Below are 18,821 nucleotides of genomic sequence, written 5' to 3' on the forward strand. Positions count from 1 at the left end.
CCCTTATAGGGTATGTAAATATGTAAAAAAAGGAGGCTTCATTCAGCCTCCCTTCTGTATATTCAGAAACATATATAATTAAACAATATCATAGCCTTGGTCTTCAATCGCTGCTTTAATCGCATCAAGTGTTACTTTCGCTTCATCGTACTGAACAGAAACCTTCTTTGCAGCCAGATCTACCGTACCGCTTGCCCCTGCATTAATAAGTGCCTTCTCAACTGAACTGACGCAATGTCCACAAGTCATTCCTTCTACCTTTAAAGTTGCCTTTGCCATTGTTCTATCCCCTCTCGACCTACTTCATTAATTTATTAACTGTAATTAGCAATTCATCAATAACTTCACTCTCGCCTGCCTGAATTCGATCAACTACGCAGCTCTTCATATGGCCCTCAAGCAGCAGCCTTCCAACGCTATTTAGCGCTGACTGGGCAGCAGCTATTTGGGTGAGTACATCATCGCAATACGTATCTTTCTCGATCATTGCCTTCACACCTCTAATTTGACCTTCAATACGATTGAGGCGTGTAGTCAAATTCGCTTTCGTCTGAGCCGAATGATGACTATTGCGCGGGGCGGCAGAATCACAGGAGGCATCAGCTCCTCCATGCTTTGAAGTGCAACTATTTCCTTCGGATTGATCCATTTGACATACCTCCTTGGGGTATATGCTGCTAACTCCATGATAGCATACCCCTCTGGGGTATTCAAGTAGTGAAAGATCTTTTTTTTGTTATTGTTAAAGTACTATTCATATGGAAACTTATATGCTACGATTCACCTATTCAGGTGTGTATTTGTACTTTTTGACATAGCATTTACACTCTAACTATATAGTTGCTTTATGGACACTATAACATTAGTCGAGAGGATGAATTATCTTTGAAAAAACTAATTAATTTTGCACATCGAGGTGCAAGCGGTTACTGTCCCGAAAATACGATGGCAGCATTCACCAAAGCTATAGAGCTTGGAGCAAGCGGTATCGAAATCGATGTACAACTTACTAAAGACGGTAAAATAGTTATTATTCATGATGAGTCATTAGTACGCACAACAGGGCTAAATCAGCTTATTAAGGATACTCATTCTGACGAGCTCTTGAACCTGGATGCCGGCAGCTGGTATGCTCCGCAATTCCATAACGAACGCATCCCTACTCTTCAGCAGCTGCTTGAGCTTCTCAAGCCTACAGATCTCCAATTAAATATTGAACTTAAAAATGGATACTTCCCCTACCAAGGCTTGGAGCAATTAGTTGTCGAAATGGTACGCGAATATGAAATGACAGACCGTATTATTATATCTAGCTTTAATCATTATTCACTTGTGTTATGCAAGCAAATTGCCCCAGAGATCAGGACTGGTATCTTGTATATGGAAGGTCTTTATCGCCCTTGGGACTATGCAAAGCAGTTGCAAGCGGATGCGCTTCACGCTTACAAATTTACCGTTACACCTGAATTTGCAGCGGAAGCTGCCGCAAATGGCATTGTCTATCACCCTTTTACAGTGAATGAATCGTCCGAAATGGAAAAACTAATCGACGCCGGTGCTGCTGGTATTATAACCGATTACCCTGATCGTCTCGCTGAGGTGCTACAACGGAGAGGAACATCTGTGGAATGAAAAAAACGTGGTTACTAGGCTTCGGGTTTTTCAGTATCAGTATCACATGGGCACTATACAATGCATTTGTTCCTTTCTTCCTAGAAAAGTATTTGTCGAGTCTCAGCTTAATAGGCTTTATGATGACGATCGACAATTACTTTGCGATGTTTTTGCAGCCATGGATCGGAAACCGTAGTGACCGCACCAAAACACGTTTTGGCAAAAGAATGCCTTACCTCATCATCGGCATGCCGCTCGCCGCATTGTTCGGAGCACTTATTCCGTGGCATACCGGATTACTAACGCTAGTTTTATTCATGATGCTGATGAACCTGTCGATGAGCTTATATCGGTCTCCGACGGTCGCGCTCATGCCCGATATTACGAAAGATGGCAAACGAACGCAAGCCAATGGCATTATCAATTTTATGGGTGGTATCGGCTCTATTCTCGCTTTCGGTGGGGGCGCTATGCTTTATGATAAGCACGAGTCCCTCCCTTTCTTCGTTTCTTCCGTTTTAACGTTGATTTGCTTATTTATCCTTATCTATTCAATTAGAGAAAAGCGTGATGCCATCACCTACACACCTGTTGAGCAGAAAACATCTATCTCCTTTAAAGGAGAAATGAACTCTCCAACCATTTTTTTACTAGGTGCCATCTTTTTCTGGTTCCTTTCCTATCAAGGCGTTGAAGCCTTATTCACCCTTTATGGTAAAAATCATTTACAACTGACAGAAGGACAGTCTTCATTCTCCCTCGCCTTCTTCTCACTTGCATTTGTAGTCGCTGCCATACCCGCCGGACTCTTAGGTAACCGCTTCGGCAAAAAACTTATTATTATGCTCGGGGTTATCGGACTTCTAGTCACATTTGCCTCTATATCTCTTATTGATTCCTTATTGCCGCTGCGTGTATTGCTTATTATTGGCGGTATTTTCTGGGCATTAATCAATATTAACTCTTATCCGTTTATTGTGGCGCTCGGCAAAGAGCAAAGTATCGGCACTCGGACAGGAATATATTATTTAGTATCTTCACTCGCAGCTATTGCATCTCCGCCGCTAATGGGAGGTCTGATCGATTTATTCGGCTATAATGTGCTATTTTACGTCGCATCAAGCGGTATGGTTATTTCTTTACTCTTCCTGCTTGGCGTACGTGACAAAGGGCTATCAAATCCCCTAACAAATGAAAGCACATCAGCAATCGGTTAAATGAATAGTCATTGCCATAACTTGGAAAGGACTAATTAGAGTCTGAGAGCTTGAGCTATCCAATCAAAAAGAAAAATGCATCCATCAACTAACTAATGGATGCATTTTTTATTATAACTGCCATATCAGTACAGCAGTTCAATTTCATGATTCATTAATGAATGCTGCCTTTACTAAAGCCGCCACCCATTACATCAGCTACATGTTCAATAGCGATAAATGCTGATGGGTCAATAGACTGCACGATCGATTTGAGCTTCGCCAGCTCGAGTCTCGATACAACACAATAAATGACTTCCGTTTGTTCTTTCGAATAGCCGCCGCGCGCTTGAATCAAAGTCGTGGTGCGTCCTAAACGATCGATAATTGCCTGGGAAATTTCGTCGTATTCACTCGAAATAATGGTCACGGATTTCGATTCGTCGAGACCCTCCACTACGATATCAATTATTTTAATAGCGATATAATAGGTAAACATGGAATACATCGCTGAGTCCCATTCAAATACAAAACCTGCAACTACGAATATAACTACGTTAAATAGCATAATGATTTGTCCAACAGGCATACGTACCTTCTTAGAGATCAATATCGATACAATTTCCACACCATCTAGTGAGCCACCGAACCGAATAGCAAGACCTACTCCAGCACCTAATATAAGTCCACCGAACAATACAGCGAGCAGCTTCTCTTCTGTAAAAGCCTCAACATGATGCAGTAATGAAGTCGTCACCGACATGACAATAATCCCGTATAACGTCGAAATAGCAAACGTCTTTCCGATTTGCTTGTAGCCTAAAATTAAGAACGGAACGTTTACAACGAATAAATAAACACCCAGAGGAAGTGGTGTAAGATGTGCCAGCATAATGGATATCCCGGCTATGCCTCCATCAATAACATTGTTAGGAACGAGAAACAATTCCAATGCAACGCCCATCAATACCGATCCAATCGAAATGAAAATAAACCTCTTTAAAATCTCTACAAATGATAACCCCTTGTGCGTTTTAGCCAAAAACCCATCCCCCTCATGTTCAGTTTTATCTGTTAATTATATCACAAAACGAACTTCTCCCCAAAAAAGTAGCATATTTTATAAATAAAACGGTTTTTTCGACAGATTAATGTAAGAATAACTAACGTCAATCACGTGATACATGACATTACCATAAATGAGTATTCCCTGAAAAAGAGAGGTTATGTATAGTTATTTTTCGACAAAAGGGAACAACAGCTTTTGCTTGTCGCTTGCGTACATATTTTTCTTGGTGATCACTTCTGAGCCTGTATCAATAATTGCCTTAACCTTCTTCCCTTCACTCAGCTCGACTGCTGTCTTAACCGCCAAATACCCCATATTAAACGGTCTCTGTACGATCGTCCCCTGCAGCACATCTTCCTCTATGAATGCGATTTCTTCCATTGAATTATCAAAGCCAATCAACTTAACTCTCGATACGGCCTGCAGCTCCTTAATAGCTCTCGCAGCCCCCACTACCGTTGGCTCATTTAGTGCTGCAATCCCACTGAGAGAGGGCTCATTCCGCAGTAGTTCGAGTGTTATTTCAAACGCTCGCTCTTCAGAAGCATTGCTGTAAAGCGTATCGAGAACTTTAATATCAGGATTATTGTTTAAACTATTACGCACTCCCCGCTCTCGTTCCATTGCCGTTGCGGAACCCCGCACGAAATTTATAATAGCTACGGGTCCTTTTTCATTCGATTCAATCGTTTCCATTAGCAACTGTCCTGCCTTCTGACCTCCCTCATAATTATCCGTAGCAATAAAGCTGCTAGATATCCCATTCTTTAATGCCGAATCGACTGTGATTAGCTTAATGCCGGCGGCTATGATTTTTTTCGCTACAGGTACAATTCGGTTATAATCAGTCGCTGCCAAAATAATAACTTGGGGTTTATCGATAATAGCTTGTTCTAGCAGAGCGATTTGTCCCTCAATATCTGACTCTGTAAGTGTACCAGCAACCTGTACCTCTACATTGAATTCCTTAGCTGCCGTTTGAACACCTTCCCTCATTACTTCCCAAAACTCCACCTTATGATCTAACGCTTTGGGCACGAATAAAATCTGAGGTTTTTGTGGCTGCAGATTATCAATCGCAGTATTCACTATGAAAGCAGCTATAACGGTTATCAATATGACACTAATAAGTACGAATGACCATTTTCGCATGAAGGCTATTCTCCTTTGGCTTCCATTATTTCCGGCATCAGAAGTATAACCGTCGTACCTTCATCCAGCTCACTGTCAAACGACAGTCCAAATCGCTCACCGAAATTTAGTACGATGCGATGATTAACATTGTGTACGCCTAATCCGCTCGTCGCGGATGCTGACGCTGCATTTGATAGCGGAGACCGCAACTGTGAGACGTTTCCATTCAAATATCCCATACTCATTAACTCATTTAGCTTTGCAGCATTAGTCCCTACGCCATCGTCAATGACTTGCAATTCAATACCCTCGTTTATTCGATTTCCTTTAATAAGAATATGGCCTGCATCAGCTTTGTTTTTAATGCCATGATATATTGCGTTTTCCACGAGCGGCTGAAGCACGATCTTTAATATTTTACACTCCATAATGGTTGGATCCACGTCAAAGCTATAAGTAAACTTATTGCGGTAGCGGATATTCTGAATCGTTAAGTAATGATCAATATGAGCAAGCTCCTCACGAATGGTGACAAGCTCCTCCCCTTTGCTGATTGATGAACGCAGCAGCTTGGAAAGCGCAGATGTCATTTTGATTACATCAGTCATCTTATCCATTTCTGCCATCCAAATGATAGAATCTAGCGTATTGTATAAAAAATGCGGATGAATTTGTGCCTGAAGCGCCTTGAGTTCGCTTTTACGTTTATCCTCTTGCTCTTGAACGACTTGATTCATAAGCTCCTTTATTTTACCGGTCATTAAATTAAAGGTACGCGCAAGCTTGCCAATTTCGTTTGTACTCTCAATTTCTACCCTTGTATCGAAKTCGCCCTTCTCCACCTTTTTCATATGAGCATCCAGCTTCTTAATTKGTTTCGTTAACKTCAATGAGAGTAGAACTGATATAGAAAGTGCAAAGATTAGACAGATAGATCCCCATAACAGCGCGGAATACTGAATTTGTCGCTTGTCTCCGACTAGTTCCTCTGGATAATTAACGCCAACAACCTTCCAGCCATATCGCGAGCTTCGGGTGGTATAAATCTTAGTTCTTCCGTCACTCTTTGCCTCGAAGGAACGATCACCCGGCTGTAATACCTTCTCAAATTGCTCCGATTTCAAACCGGTGTAAATCAATTGCTGTTGTGGATGATAAATGAGATCGCCCGTCGGATCTAGAAGGAACACATATCCTCTGTTACCCATTTGAATTTGCTTGCATAAGTCGTTAATGACGTTGTAGTTTAGATCAACGAGCAATACACCAGTATTCCCGTCCGCTGCAACTTCTGCTTGACGGCTGATCGATACGACCCAACGGAATTCATTTTTATAAACATGCTGCACGTGGGAGGAGGAAATAACGGAGCTTCCACCCGCTTCCTTCGCCGAGATGTACCAGTCCTGATTCAATAGCTCGTAGTATTCATATAGCTTTGCATCATCTCGATCCGACACGATAGAACCATTCGTTCCGATGAATACGATAGAAGCTATATCATTTCGCGATTCCACCATTGCGCGTAAAAATTTACTCGTTTGCTTAACAAGCAGCCTTCCTTCCGGATCATATGGATCCGAAAGCTGCATAAGCCGCTGCAGTTCCTCATCACGTAAGGCGAGTTCAGCCATACTTTCCATATTTCCAATATAGGTTTGAATATTCGTATTAACCTGTTCGATGAGCTGAGAAGTATAATCGTAGGAGTTTTTTTTGACTGCGTCCGATGAAAGGATGAAGGTATTTGCGCTGAGTATGACTGTTGTACATATAATTAGACAGGAGAAGGTAATTGCGATATTCGTATGAATACTTTTAAATTGAAACAGCTTTCTCCCTCTCATGTTAAGCTGCTCTCTTTCATTACCAATCTATATTCCTTCGGTGTCATGCCGACATGTCGTTTGAAAATAACGCTAAAATATTGCGGATCACCATATCCAACACGCTCTGCGATATCATAGGCCTTCAATTGGGTTGAAATAAGCAGCTGCATCGCCTTTTCCATCCTCAGACGTGTCAAATATTCAACGAATGTACCGCCAGTTCTCTGCTTGAACAAGCTGCTGAAGTAGCTCAAGCTAAGAAACACTTGCTGACACACTTGGTTTAATGACAGCTCTGGGTTATTATAATGGTCGTTTATGTATATGATTGCGTCCTGAAGTTGCGTATTGTTGGCGGATGTGCGCTGCTCCGACAAAAAATGGATAACGCTAAAACATAACACCTCCAGCCAGCTTTTCATTTGTTCTACAGTCTTAATCGGAGGTATGGTAGAGAAAGGGTCCATGCCTAGCAGCTTCGAATCATCAAATCCCGTTTGTCCAATTAGATGAATAAACGCCGCCATGATCCGATGCATGTAGCCGATACAGCTGCTTGCAGTTGCACCAGACTGCTTTAGCTGTTCGAACCATTCGTCCATAATGTGAGTAATCTGCGAAGCTTTACCCGTTTTGAGAGCAGCAATCAACTTCCGTTCAAACTCAATATACGTCGTCTGATTAACACCAGTTCCAAATTCCATATCCTGAATAGAGATCACCTTACCGCCACCTAGCAAAAACCGATAATCAAGTGCTGAGCAGGCCTCCTGATAAGAGACCCGCAGCCCAGTGATTGAAGGGCTGACCCGCCCAACTCCAATAGAAACCTCGCGTTTCAAATACTTCTGAACCGACTGCCCAACATGATAAGCAGCCTTCTGCGCGGTAACCAAAAGCTCACCCGCTTCACCTCCGAGCAGAACCACGGCCTTATCATCACGAGTTTGGAACACGATGCCGCCATGCTCCTTCTCCACAATTTCCTGTGTGATATTGAACATTGCGAAACGAAGAAGTAGCGTATCCCCAGCTGCCTCCGTACCTTGCATAGCACTTTCATCCTCTAAGTCTAACAATAATGCCAAATAGGCAGAACCCTCCAGCGTTAATTGAAAGTACTGCAGCTTTTGATTAATTTCGTTGCTTGTCATTGGTATCGTAACCAACTTATCTAGAAACCGTTCACGCAGCAGCGGGAAGCTCTCATGCAGCCGTTGCCGCAGTGCCGTCATATCCTCCATAAAGGCTTGCTTATCATCGAGCTCCTGCTTTATTTTCAATAGGAATTCCGTGAATTCCTGCAAATTGATCGGTTTGAGCAGATACTCGCTAACTTTCAACTTGATCGCCTGCTTCGCATAATCAAAATCCTCATAACCAGTGAGAATGACAATTTTCAACTCGCGATACAGTTCACTTATTAAAGCCGTCAGCTCCAGCCCATCCATATAGGGCATATTAATATCGGTAATAACGACATCGGGCTGAAGCTTCTCGATAGCATCCAATGCATCCCTGCCATTATTGAAATCTCCGACAAGCTCAAAGCCGCAGTTCCCCCAGTTCGTAAGTTGCTTAACTCCATCTCTAACCTCATCTTCATCGTCTACGATTATGATTTTATACATCTGCTTAACTCCTCCAGACAACTGACCTATCAACTATGAATCCCTATGCAAAATAGTATCTTTATTTCTTACAACTTAAGTTCGATAGCGCTTACATAAATACCTTCCTATATCTCTTGCAACAGCAAAGCAGTAGACCAGTTCTACTCACTGGTCTACTGCTTATTCCTACTGTTCAACGTATAAATGCTTCTTTTATTATTCGTATAACAACGGCTTAATATCATCCGAATCGATATTCGTTTTATCATACCAGTGGAAGCCTGTGTCGATCATAGGCTCTACCTTCTCACCTTTTATCGCCTGCACAGCCGCTTTCACTGACCAATAGCCAATTCCAATTGGATCTTGTGTAATTGCGCCGGCCATTGTGCCGCTTCTAATAGCATCCATTTGCAGCTTACCGGAATCGTAGCCGATGACAGTAATTTTCCCGTTTTTGCCCATTTCATTTACTGCGTTGACGACACCGATTGCTGAGCCTTCATTCGCTCCAAAGAAGCCCTTCAGATCTGGATTTGCTTGCATAATCGCTTTAGCAAGGTCAGTCGATTTCAACTGATCACCGCCGCCGTATTGAATGTCTACGATTTTGATATCTGGGTATTTCGCTTTAATCTGGTTTTGAAAACCGTCACGACGATCAATACCAGTGCGGCTCGTTTGGTCATGTACAATAAGCGCAATATCACCTTTTCCGCCAATTAGCTCAGACATCTTATCCGCTGCAAGCGCCGCTGCCGCAATGTTGTCTGTCGCAGCCGTTGTTACAGGAATCGGACTATCTACACCAGAGTCAAAGCCTACGACTGGAATGTTTGCTGCTTTAGCTTTCTCAAGCAGCGGCGTTGCCGCTTTACTATCGAGCGCCGCAAAAGCGATGGCATCAGGCTTCTTGTCGAGAGCAGCTTGCAGCATTTCAATTTGCTTATCCACTTGGGTTTCTGTCTCTGGGCCTTCAAATGTAATTTCTACGTTCAGCTCTGTTGCCGCTTTCTCCGCACCTTGTTTTACTGCTTGCCAAAACTGATGCTGAAATCCTTTGGAAATGACTGGGATATAGAGCTTCTTATCACCGGATCCGCCTTTGTTATCATTAGTACCGGCAGAAGCAGGTTTATTCGTTCCTTTATCACCGCTGTTCGAACCGCAAGCACTAAGTGCCATAACTGTTGCTAGAAGGAACATTGCAATAATCATCCGTTTATTTCTTTTCAAAGCTAATCTCCCCTTACGTTCATTTAGTTGTATTAGAACCTCTCCAAGCCAATTAGGAGCTCGTCGAAGGAAATACCGAAATTACTGAGCGCGGCGTCTTAAAATATCAGCGTATACCGCTCCTATTACTACACATCCAACAATGACGACCTGCCATTCCTGGGGCACCGACATAATTCGCAGTCCATTCGTTAGAACGCTCATGATAAGCGCTCCTATAACCGTTCCGAGAATCGAGCCCTGCCCCCCGCTAAGTGAAGTACCTCCAATAACAACCGCAGCGATTGCTTCGAGCTCATAGCCGGCGCCTAAAGCGGGCTGCGCCGAGTTCAGTCGCGAGGCCATCATAATACCAGCGATACCTGCGAAAGCTCCGGTGATGACATAAATCATTATTTTCCAGAAGATAACGTTAACGCCGGATAGCCTTGTCGCTTCCTCATTACTGCCAAGCGCGAAATTATACCGTCCAATAATCGTCTTCGAAAGCAGAATGCTAGCGAAAACCGCTAATCCGAAAAAGATAAATACCGCGAACGGCACTTGGAATACCTTACCCATAGCAATCTTCGCGAAAGCAGGTGTGTCGTTAAAATAGATAGGCTTCGTTCCTGACACAACAAGCGACATTCCTTTGGTCACCATCATCATCCCTAACGTGGCAATGAAAGGCGGAATTTTCATTTTGGCAACAAGCCAGCCGCTTATGAATCCGCATAACGCTCCAGTCAATATCCCGCCGGCGATGCCAAAAGGAATAGGGAGGTCCCAGAATGTGATGACTACCCCTGTCATAACAGATGCGAACGTCATCACGGTGCCGACCGACAAATCAATACCCCCGGTAATAATAACGAAGGTCGATCCAAGTGCTAGAACGCCAATTACTGCGGTCGAGAGCATAATACCGATAATATTATCGAAGCGAAAAAAATTTTCCGAAGAGGCTGAAAAAAATATAACTAATAGAATGAGACTGGCAAATGCCAATATCTTTTGCGTTGCGCCTGATTTGATAGATACTGGCTTCGTTAATTCTGCTAGCTTCATATGGCATCCTCCCCCATTCGCATTGTTGCGTACGTCATAATCCTCTCTTGCGTCGCTTCCTCACTGCTAAGCTCGCCTGTAATTCGTCCCTCGCACATCACGATAATACGGTGGCTCATACGCAAGATTTCCGGCAGCTCCGAGGAAATCATAATGATGGACTTCCCTTGCTGTACGAGTTCATCAAGAAGCTTATATATTTCCGATTTGGCTCCTACGTCAATGCCGCGAGTCGGTTCATCGATCATCAGAATTTGGCAATCACGTGTCAGCCACTTGCCGATTACAACCTTCTGCTGATTTCCCCCCGACAGAAACTTCAAGCGCTGATTGATACTCGGTGTCTTAACTTGCAGTGATCCTACATACCGCTCTGCGTTCCGTTCCATCTTTGCCTGTCTCATCCACCCCAAAGGATTGCGGAAGCTGCGATATGCGGCAATTGAAATGTTCGTCTTCACGTCCATTTCAACAAGCAAACCAAACAACTTGCGATCCTCCGACAAATAGCCAATCCCATACCTCACTGCGTCATGCGGGCCTTTAATTCGTGCTTTCTCTCCATTAATAAATACTTCGCCCGAATCTACCGTATCTGCACCAAAAATCGCTCTAGCAACCTCTGTACGACCCGCCCCCATCAATCCCGCAAAACCGATAATTTCTCCTTTGTTCAAGTGAAAGCTAATATCCTTCAATATATTGCCACGGCTCAGTCCCTTTATCTCAAGCACTTTGATTGGCTCCTTAATGTCACCAATACTAGGCTTCGAAGTTGTATATATTTGCCTGCCAACCATCATCCCAATAATGGCGTCTATTGTTGTCTCCGATGTTTGAACCGTATCAACGTAGCAGCCATCCCGCATAACCGTAATACGGTTCGTAATTCGCTTCAGCTCCTCCATGCGGTGTGAAATATATACGATGCCAACGCCCCTCTCGCGGAGTTGATCAATTATTCGAAACAGCTCTTCAATTTCAGTATTTGTAAGCGCGGCAGTAGGCTCATCCATAATAAGCACCTCAGACTGAAAGGAAAGGGCCTTYGCAATCTCAACCATTTGCTGTTTTGCGACCGTTAGCTCCGATACCAGTGTACGTGGATCAAGCTTCAAATTCATTTTCTGAAATAAAACTGCAGTTTGCTCGTTCATCGCATGATCATCCAGAAATAACGGGAATTTCGCACGAGGCTCTCTGCCGATAAATATATTTTGAGCAATCGTCAAATCAGGCATCAAATGCAGCTCTTGATGAATAATGCTAATACCGAGATTTTGTGCTGCTTTTGTATGAGCAATGTCGACTTCCTTGCCTTTATAAATGATCTTTCCCGAATCCTTCGTATAAACGCCCGTCAAAATCTTCATCATTGTCGATTTACCAGCACCGTTTTCGCCGACTAAAGCATGTACCTCGCCCGCATTCAGCTCAAATCGGCATTGATTGAGTGCGAGCACGCCTGGGAATTCCTTGCTGATACCTTCCATAGATACTAGAACCTGACTCATCACTCTCACCCCAAATCGGTTTGTAAGTTAATTATATGATTTTGTTAATTTCAAATATATGGAGAAATCTCCTGTATAAAGTAGAGAAATTCACGTTTGTTTGGAAAGGCTTGCATACAAGCTTGGTTCGTTATTTTTTTCACCTCCAAGAAAATGAAAATAGGACCAACCAGAAGGAACTGGTTGATCCTACACATTTATATTACAAAAAGACTACTGAATTCAGCCCTCCGATCCTGCCACATTAACAGAACCGTACGTAAGAGACATTAAAATCAATCTAGTGTCACGCATAATGGCAAGAAGCGTAATGTCCTTTGCTCACTTCAACCAACTTTGGCTCATCCACCTTGCATTTTTCAGTCGCTTGAGGACAACGCGTATGGAACTGACAACCCTTTGGCGGGTTAATCGGGCTCGGCTGTTCGCCCTTTAACACAATACGTACACGTTCTGCTTCTACTTGCGGATCCGGAATTGGAATCGCCGACAGAAGAGCCCTTGTGTAAGGGTGGCGCGGATTATCATACAGCTCGCTGCTCTCCGCCAGCTCCACAATTTTGCCCAAATACATAACCGCTACTCGATCACTAATATGCTTGACCATGGACAGATCATGGGCGATAAACAGATAAGTCAGACCCATCTTGCGCTGTAGGTCCTGCATCAGATTGACGATCTGCGCTTGAATAGAAACATCCAGCGCAGAGATCGGCTCATCCGCTATAATAAACTTCGGGTCTACAGCCAACGCACGAGCTATGCCGATACGTTGGCGCTGTCCTCCGGAAAACTCATGCGGATAACGTGTTGCATGCTCAGGGTTCAGCTTGACCATATCAAGCAACCCTTCAACTTTGCGCTTTCGTTCAGCACGGCTGCCCGCCAAATTGTGAATATCCAGCGCTTCTCCAATAATATCAGTGACCGTCATTCGAGGATTCAACGATGCATATGGATCTTGAAAGATCATCTGCATACTGCGTCGCAGCGCCTTCAAATCCGCACCTCGCAGCTTGTAGATGTCCTTGCCCTCGAAAGTAACGCCTCCGCTTGTCGGTTCATATAGACGCATGATTGTACGTCCGGCCGTCGTCTTACCACATCCGGATTCGCCAACAACGCCTACCGTCTCTCCCCGTCCGATGGAGAAGCTTATTTCATTAACAGCTTTCAAAATATTACCTTTATCAAGATTGAAAAATTTACGAAGATCATTAACTTGAACTAATGGAGTACTCATGCCGGTACCTCCCGATTCGCGCTCGGATGAAGCATCCAGCAAGCTGCAGCATGGGAGTCGCTTCCCTTAATAGGGTGTAGGTCTGGGTCGTTATTTTCACATACTACCATTGCCTCTTCGCACCGAGCGCAGAAGCTGCAGCCTGTCGGTGGCCGAATCAGATCAGGCGGCGTACCGGGAATAGGAATGAGCGGTTCATCCCTGTTCCGATCAAGGCGTGGCAAGGAGCGAAGCAAACCCCGCGTATACGGATGCTGTGGGTTCTGAAAGATCTCCCACTTCGTGCCTGTCTCCACTACCCGGCCAGCGTACATGACGATGACGCGGTCGCATACGTCAGCAACAACGCCAAGGTCATGCGTTATCAGAATGATGGATGTGCCCATCTTATCCTGCAGTTCTTTCAAGACGCGCATAATTTGCGCTTGAATCGTCACATCTAGCGCTGTCGTTGGCTCGTCAGCAATCAGTAAGGATGGATTGCACGCCAGCGCTATTGCAATCATAACCCGCTGACGCATACCGCCTGAGAACTGATGAGGGTATTGCTTAATCCGAGATTCCGGATTGGGTATTCCAACAAGAAGGAGCATTTCAATTGCTCTTGCTTTCGCTTGTTCCGAATTTAAGCTCTGATGCTTGATTAGCCCCTCCATAATTTGGTTGCCAACCGTCATCGTGGGATTTAAGGAGGTCATAGGATCTTGAAAGATCATACCGATTTTGTTGCCGCGCACCTTCTGCATATCTTTCTCCGACAGGGACAGCAGCTCCTCGCCTTCGAACAAGACAGAGCCGTTCTTAATCCTGCTTGGAGGAGAAGGAATCAACCTCATAATCGATTGAGCTGTAACACTCTTCCCTGATCCGGATTCACCAACGATCGCAACGACTTCCCCCTTCTTCACATCGAAGCTCACGTTGCGGACAGCTTGTACTTCACCGCCGTATACGTCGAAGGATACACTTAAATCTTTCACTTCAAGCAAGGTCTTCATTAAGCCGCGGCCTCCTCTCAGCTAAACTTGTTGTTATTTTTTCAACTTCGGATCGAATGCGTCTCTAAGGCCATCGCCGAATACATTAAATGCAAAGATAGTCAAGCTCAGGAAGAAAGCAGGGAACAGCAGTCTCCATGGGTAAATCGTCATCGCGCGAATACCATCGTCAATCATCGTTCCCCAAGAAGCGATCGGCGACTGAACGCCAAGCCCAAGAAAGCTAAGGAACGCTTCAGTGAAGATTGCGCTTGGAACCRACAGCGTCAAAGTAACGAGAATCGGACCCATCGCATTTGGAATCAAATGACGGAAAATAATACGCATCGCGCCAGCACCTAGTGATTTGGACGCGAGAGAGTACTCTTGGTTTTTGAGCTGCATAATCTGACCGCGCACGATCCAAGCCATATTAATCCAACCCGTTATRGACATAGCAATGATAATAGTTAATAAGCTTGGATCCATGACCACCAGCAGCATGATAACAACAAGCAGATATGGAATCGCATACAAAACTTCTGAAAAACGATTCATTATCTCATCCACCTTGCCGCCGAAGTATCCCATAATGCCTCCATAGATGATTCCGAAAATCAAATCAATTAAAGCGGCGACTAAACCAACGAACAGCGATATTTGAGCTCCCTTCCAAGTTCTCTCTAGCAGGTCGCGGCCAAGATCATCGGTCCCGAACAAATGTTTCATGCTCGGCGGCTTGTTCGTATTCGTTAACTCAGTCGTATAATGATCGTTTGGGGATATGATTGGAACGAAGATAGCGCAAAGCATAATAGCTATAATAATCCAGAAACCGGTCATCGCTAATTTGTTACTAACCAATCTAATCTTAATATCTTGCCAAGCGGTCAGACTCTTGCGCCCAAATTGTTCCTCGCCTACTTGCTTTCGATTAACCTTTTCAAACATTTCCGGAGCAAGATTATCCACTGAATTAATATCTACTCTTCTCGACATGTACTATTTCCCCACCTTTCCGCCGGACGCCCTCATACGCGGATCAACAAACACATAGGCGACATCAGCTAAGAAACGGGTCACCATCAGAATAACGGCATAAAAAATCGTGATGCCCATAATCAATGGATAATCTCTATCTGTTACACTCTGGACAAAATACTTTCCGATTCCAGGTATCCCGAATATCTTTTCAATAACCACGGAGCCTGTAATAATTCCAGCCGTAAGGTAACCTAAGTACGTAACAACAGGCAGCATGGAGTTGCGCAGAGCATGTCGCATGACGACTACATAACCGGAAAGCCCTTTGGATTTAGCTGTTTTAATAAAATCCGCACTCAAAACTTCAATCATAGTAGATCTTAGTAATCTTGCGATAAAAGCAATTGGACCTGCCGATAAAGCAATAGTCGGCAATACGTAATCCATTGGGCCATTGAGCCCTGCTACTTCAAAGATCCTTATCTTAACCGCAAATACATATTGCAGCACGGGCGCCATAACCAAGCTCGGAATGGCTAACCCAATTACGGCAATGATCATCGCGAGGTTGTCCAAAAATTTACGGTGATACATAGCAGATATAATACCGAGTGCGCTACCCGCGACAATAGATGTAAAAATAGCAGAAAGACCTAGCTTCAGTGAGTAGTTGAAGGAGTCAGCAATCATTTTATCGACTGATTGAAACTTTTTCTTCATGGATATACCCAGGTCGCCTTTTACAAGGTTTTTCAAATAGGTACCGTATTGGACGATAAGTGGTTTATCCAATCCGTAATACGCTTTCAAATTTTTCTGGATTTGCTCACTTGTCGCTTTCTCTGATTGCATTGGACTGCCAGGAACGGCGTTCATCAGAAGGAAGGTTGCTGTTATAAGCAAAAACAGCGACAGCAGCATAAACATAAATTTGCCTATAATGTAGCGGACCAAGCCATCACCCACTCTCTATATCATTAATTGAATTTCAAAAAGGTATATATAGAAACTATATATACCCTTCCGAAACCAGTAATTCTAAGTTAGTTATTATAGATGAACAATAATGAGTGATCTACTTCTTGCTGCCGAACACCCAGTCTATGTGGCCTGCATAATCAGAAACTACATCCTTAAATCCATCTTTGACCATCGTTACAGTTGTGTAGTAGTAAAGCGGCAAGGCGCCCATGTCGTCTGCAAATGCGATTTTCTCAGCCGCAGCTATTTTGTCCAAGCCCTTCTTAATATCCGTAGTCAGTAGGGCATCATCAAGCAGCTTTGCTACTTCTGGATTGTTGTATTTGCCGTCGTTGTTGCCGGAAAGCGGGTGGATCAGATCATATGTGAAGTTGATCGGATGGTTGAAATCCGCGCCCCAGCCGGAACGTGCGATATCAAATTGACCAGCTTTTCTGGACTCCAGGAAAGTACCCCATTCCTGATTAGCCAGCTTCACTTCAACGCCGAGGTTGTTGCGCCACATGTCAACGATCGATTCCGCAATCGCTTTATGCGCATCATCCGTATTATAAAGCAGAGTAATTTCAGGAAGTGCTGTCAAACCGCTCTCTGCCAAGCCTTCTGCAAGAAGCTTTTTAGCATCCTCTATGTTCTCTTTGAAATAATCAGTGTCAGGGTACAATTCACGATAGAGTTTTCCATCAAATCCAGCGATACTTGGCGGCACTAGTGCAAATGCCGGCTGTTGATTCGCTTTTGTGACGTTGTCGATCAACGATTGACGATCAACAGACATTGCGAATGCTTTACGTATCTTAGTGTTGTTAAACGGTGCTTTCGATGTGTTGAACAAGTAGTAGTACGTCGATGCGACTGCTTTGATATTTGCTTTCTTATCCTTAACAAGTTGTTGTACTCTGTCAGTAGGAACGGAGCCTGCTTGAGCACCAATCCAATCGATTTTATCCGTTTCGAACAGGTTGAATACCGTGTTTGTATCATTAATTAACGTAATCGTTACTTTGCTGAAATTAACAGCGGACTTATTATAGTAGTCTGGGTTTTTCTCAAGCACAAGCTTATCCTCATGCTTCCATTCTTTTAGAAGAAACGGCCCGTTAGATACGATCGTATTGGCTTCTGCTGCCCAATCTGGCTTTCCTTCGACCGACGCTTGGTGAACAGGCAGATAGGTGTAGTGGGAAACAAGGCTAATGAAATACGGGGTAGGCGTATACAGTTTTACTTCCAATGTGTGCTCGTCCAATGCTTTTACGCCCAGCTGATTCAGGTCAGTGATTTCTTCTTTGTTGATTTTTTCTGCATTTTCAAGGTAGTAAAGCATGTATGCATAATCAGAAGCCGTTTCCGGTTTCAGCGTACGCTGCCATGAATATACGAAGTCGTTCGCTGTGACGGGGTCGCCATTGCTCCATTTCACATCGTCGCGCAAAGTGAACGTGTACGTTTTTCCGTCATCAGAAATTTTCCATTTCTTAGCAATTGCTGCTTCAGGTTCTCCCGCTGTGTTCAGACGAGTCAAACCCTCATACAATCCCGCAGCAACGATACTGGACTGCGCGTCCGTCATAGTTGCAGGATCCAAGCTTGGTGGCTCACTTCCTAGTGTGAAACGGAACTCTTGAGAACCTTTTGACTTTCCTCCGTCGCTTGTACATGCCGACAACAGCATGCTGAATGCAACCACAAAAACTAATATCAATTGCGCCGGCTTCTTCAATCTCTCTTTCACATACATCAGCTCCCACTTTTCATATCATTTTTTAAAAACTACTAAATAGGGGTTAAGATGAATTGCAGTGAAACATCTAGCAAATACTTACAAAAAACTAGAGATTAAGATTAATTCCGCTAACAATTGTAATAACCTTGACACGGAGAATATACATCCACAATTATACAATTGTCAACACTAAATATTATTTCTGTAAAAATATATGCTGCAATCCCATGCTTATGTTTCATTTGTCCTGTTTGAATGATTTATAAAGAGGCAACTCAGCACCCGAATGAAAACGCTTTAATACATTAATGCGAATTTGCATTACTACGTACAAGCATTGATACGTATAAGCATTAACGCATATTTGCTCTAAACCAGCTTCAAAATAATGTACAAAAAAATTCTAGCCTAACCCACAAGATACTACATGCTTCGTCTCTTTTTTATCACTTAAAAAAGTCTATATCAACCTGTTTCCCTCAATCCACGAACACTAATAAATAATATCAAGTTAATTTATTTATACGTTATTAATGTAATATTATTCAATATATTTAATTTACCAGAATCTCATTAAAAGAGGAGTAACTGGGACATTTACTATAGAACAGAGGCTATATCAATCGGTCGTGGAACGAATAGGAAGAAGATATAC

At 43.5% G+C, this 18,821-nt stretch carries 16 protein-coding genes; 2 read left to right on the forward strand and 14 right to left on the reverse strand.

Annotation, left to right across the window (positions count from 1 at the left end; translation table 11 throughout):
* Positions 1 to 78 precede the first annotated feature (78 nt).
* On the reverse strand, positions 79 to 279 hold the full coding sequence (locus tag AC1DWN_RS13430; RefSeq protein WP_477559405.1) for a copper ion binding protein: 201 nt from the start codon (positions 277 to 279) through the stop codon (positions 79 to 81).
* A 19-nt stretch (positions 280 to 298) separates the two neighbouring features.
* Positions 299 to 649 carry a metal-sensitive transcriptional regulator gene (locus AC1DWN_RS13435; protein WP_477559406.1) on the reverse strand — a complete coding sequence of 117 codons (351 nt, stop codon included), beginning with the start codon at positions 647 to 649 and terminating at the stop codon, positions 299 to 301.
* A 236-nt stretch (positions 650 to 885) separates the two neighbouring features.
* On the opposite strand from AC1DWN_RS13435, the gene AC1DWN_RS13440 reads away from it, so the two are divergent.
* Together AC1DWN_RS13440 and AC1DWN_RS13445 are read left to right on the forward strand one after the other, a co-directional pair.
* Positions 886 to 1,632: a glycerophosphodiester phosphodiesterase gene (locus AC1DWN_RS13440; protein WP_477559407.1), complete on the forward strand. Its 747-nt coding sequence runs from the start codon at positions 886 to 888 to the stop codon at positions 1,630 to 1,632.
* Positions 1,629 to 2,831 (forward strand): SLC45 family MFS transporter, encoded by a 1,203-nt coding sequence (locus AC1DWN_RS13445; protein WP_477559408.1) that lies wholly within the window; start codon positions 1,629 to 1,631, stop codon positions 2,829 to 2,831. The genes AC1DWN_RS13440 and AC1DWN_RS13445 overlap by 4 nt, the downstream gene beginning before the upstream one ends.
* A gap of 154 nt (positions 2,832 to 2,985) precedes the next feature.
* On the opposite strand, the gene AC1DWN_RS13450 is transcribed toward AC1DWN_RS13445, so the two are convergent.
* The 12 genes from AC1DWN_RS13450 to AC1DWN_RS13505 all read right to left on the reverse strand — a co-directional run bounded on the left by AC1DWN_RS13450 (position 2,986) and on the right by AC1DWN_RS13505 (position 18,175).
* Complete coding sequence (locus AC1DWN_RS13450) at positions 2,986 to 3,852, reverse strand: YitT family protein (RefSeq protein WP_477559409.1); 867 nt, start codon at positions 3,850 to 3,852, stop codon at positions 2,986 to 2,988.
* A 192-nt stretch (positions 3,853 to 4,044) separates the two neighbouring features.
* Positions 4,045 to 5,031 (reverse strand): substrate-binding domain-containing protein, encoded by a 987-nt coding sequence (locus AC1DWN_RS13455; protein ID WP_477559410.1) that lies wholly within the window; start codon positions 5,029 to 5,031, stop codon positions 4,045 to 4,047.
* 5 nt (positions 5,032 to 5,036) lie between these two features.
* Positions 5,037 to 6,860 (reverse strand): cache domain-containing protein, encoded by a 1,824-nt coding sequence (locus tag AC1DWN_RS13460; RefSeq protein ID WP_477559411.1) that lies wholly within the window; start codon positions 6,858 to 6,860, stop codon positions 5,037 to 5,039.
* Positions 6,857 to 8,473, reverse strand: coding sequence for a response regulator transcription factor (locus AC1DWN_RS13465; RefSeq protein ID WP_477559412.1), 1,617 nt, complete (start codon positions 8,471 to 8,473; stop codon positions 6,857 to 6,859). The genes AC1DWN_RS13460 and AC1DWN_RS13465 overlap by 4 nt, the downstream gene beginning before the upstream one ends.
* A 198-nt stretch (positions 8,474 to 8,671) precedes the next feature.
* Entirely contained in the window at positions 8,672 to 9,691 is a 1,020-nt protein-coding gene (locus tag AC1DWN_RS13470) for a substrate-binding domain-containing protein (protein ID WP_477559413.1), read from the reverse strand.
* An 81-nt stretch (positions 9,692 to 9,772) separates the two neighbouring features.
* The gene (locus tag AC1DWN_RS13475; protein WP_477559414.1) at positions 9,773 to 10,741 is read right to left on the reverse strand and encodes an ABC transporter permease; all 969 of its coding nucleotides are present in this window, start codon (positions 10,739 to 10,741) and stop codon (positions 9,773 to 9,775) included.
* Positions 10,738 to 12,255, reverse strand: a complete 1,518-nt coding sequence (locus AC1DWN_RS13480; protein WP_477559415.1) for a sugar ABC transporter ATP-binding protein — start codon at positions 12,253 to 12,255, stop codon at positions 10,738 to 10,740. The genes AC1DWN_RS13475 and AC1DWN_RS13480 overlap by 4 nt, the downstream gene beginning before the upstream one ends.
* 286 nt (positions 12,256 to 12,541) lie before the next feature.
* Positions 12,542 to 13,498: an ABC transporter ATP-binding protein gene (locus AC1DWN_RS13485; RefSeq protein WP_477559416.1), complete on the reverse strand. Its 957-nt coding sequence runs from the start codon at positions 13,496 to 13,498 to the stop codon at positions 12,542 to 12,544.
* Positions 13,495 to 14,496, reverse strand: coding sequence for an ABC transporter ATP-binding protein (locus tag AC1DWN_RS13490; RefSeq protein WP_477559417.1), 1,002 nt, complete (start codon positions 14,494 to 14,496; stop codon positions 13,495 to 13,497). The genes AC1DWN_RS13485 and AC1DWN_RS13490 overlap by 4 nt, the downstream gene beginning before the upstream one ends.
* A 33-nt stretch (positions 14,497 to 14,529) precedes the next feature.
* Positions 14,530 to 15,474 (reverse strand): ABC transporter permease, encoded by a 945-nt coding sequence (locus tag AC1DWN_RS13495; protein WP_477559418.1) that lies wholly within the window; start codon positions 15,472 to 15,474, stop codon positions 14,530 to 14,532.
* A gap of 3 nt (positions 15,475 to 15,477) precedes the next feature.
* Positions 15,478 to 16,413: an ABC transporter permease gene (locus AC1DWN_RS13500; protein ID WP_477559419.1), complete on the reverse strand. Its 936-nt coding sequence runs from the start codon at positions 16,411 to 16,413 to the stop codon at positions 15,478 to 15,480.
* A gap of 121 nt (positions 16,414 to 16,534) precedes the next feature.
* The gene (locus tag AC1DWN_RS13505; RefSeq protein ID WP_477559420.1) at positions 16,535 to 18,175 is read right to left on the reverse strand and encodes a peptide ABC transporter substrate-binding protein; all 1,641 of its coding nucleotides are present in this window, start codon (positions 18,173 to 18,175) and stop codon (positions 16,535 to 16,537) included.
* Positions 18,176 to 18,821 lie beyond the last annotated feature (646 nt).

Source organism: Paenibacillus sp. P4_A7, assembly GCF_056402455.1.

Coding starts and splice junctions, on each gene's coding strand:
- AC1DWN_RS13445 (WP_477559408.1), top strand. CDS start 1,629: ATGAAAAAAACGTGGTTACTAGGCTTCGGGTTTTTCAGTATCAGTATC.
- AC1DWN_RS13465 (WP_477559412.1), bottom strand. CDS start 8,473: ATGTATAAAATCATAATCGTAGACGATGAAGATGAGGTTAGAGATGGA.
- AC1DWN_RS13455 (WP_477559410.1), bottom strand. CDS start 5,031: ATGCGAAAATGGTCATTCGTACTTATTAGTGTCATATTGATAACCGTT.
- AC1DWN_RS13435 (WP_477559406.1), bottom strand. CDS start 649: ATGGATCAATCCGAAGGAAATAGTTGCACTTCAAAGCATGGAGGAGCT.
- AC1DWN_RS13490 (WP_477559417.1), bottom strand. CDS start 14,496: ATGAAGACCTTGCTTGAAGTGAAAGATTTAAGTGTATCCTTCGACGTA.
- AC1DWN_RS13430 (WP_477559405.1), bottom strand. CDS start 279: ATGGCAAAGGCAACTTTAAAGGTAGAAGGAATGACTTGTGGACATTGC.
- AC1DWN_RS13485 (WP_477559416.1), bottom strand. CDS start 13,498: ATGAGTACTCCATTAGTTCAAGTTAATGATCTTCGTAAATTTTTCAAT.
- AC1DWN_RS13475 (WP_477559414.1), bottom strand. CDS start 10,741: ATGAAGCTAGCAGAATTAACGAAGCCAGTATCTATCAAATCAGGCGCA.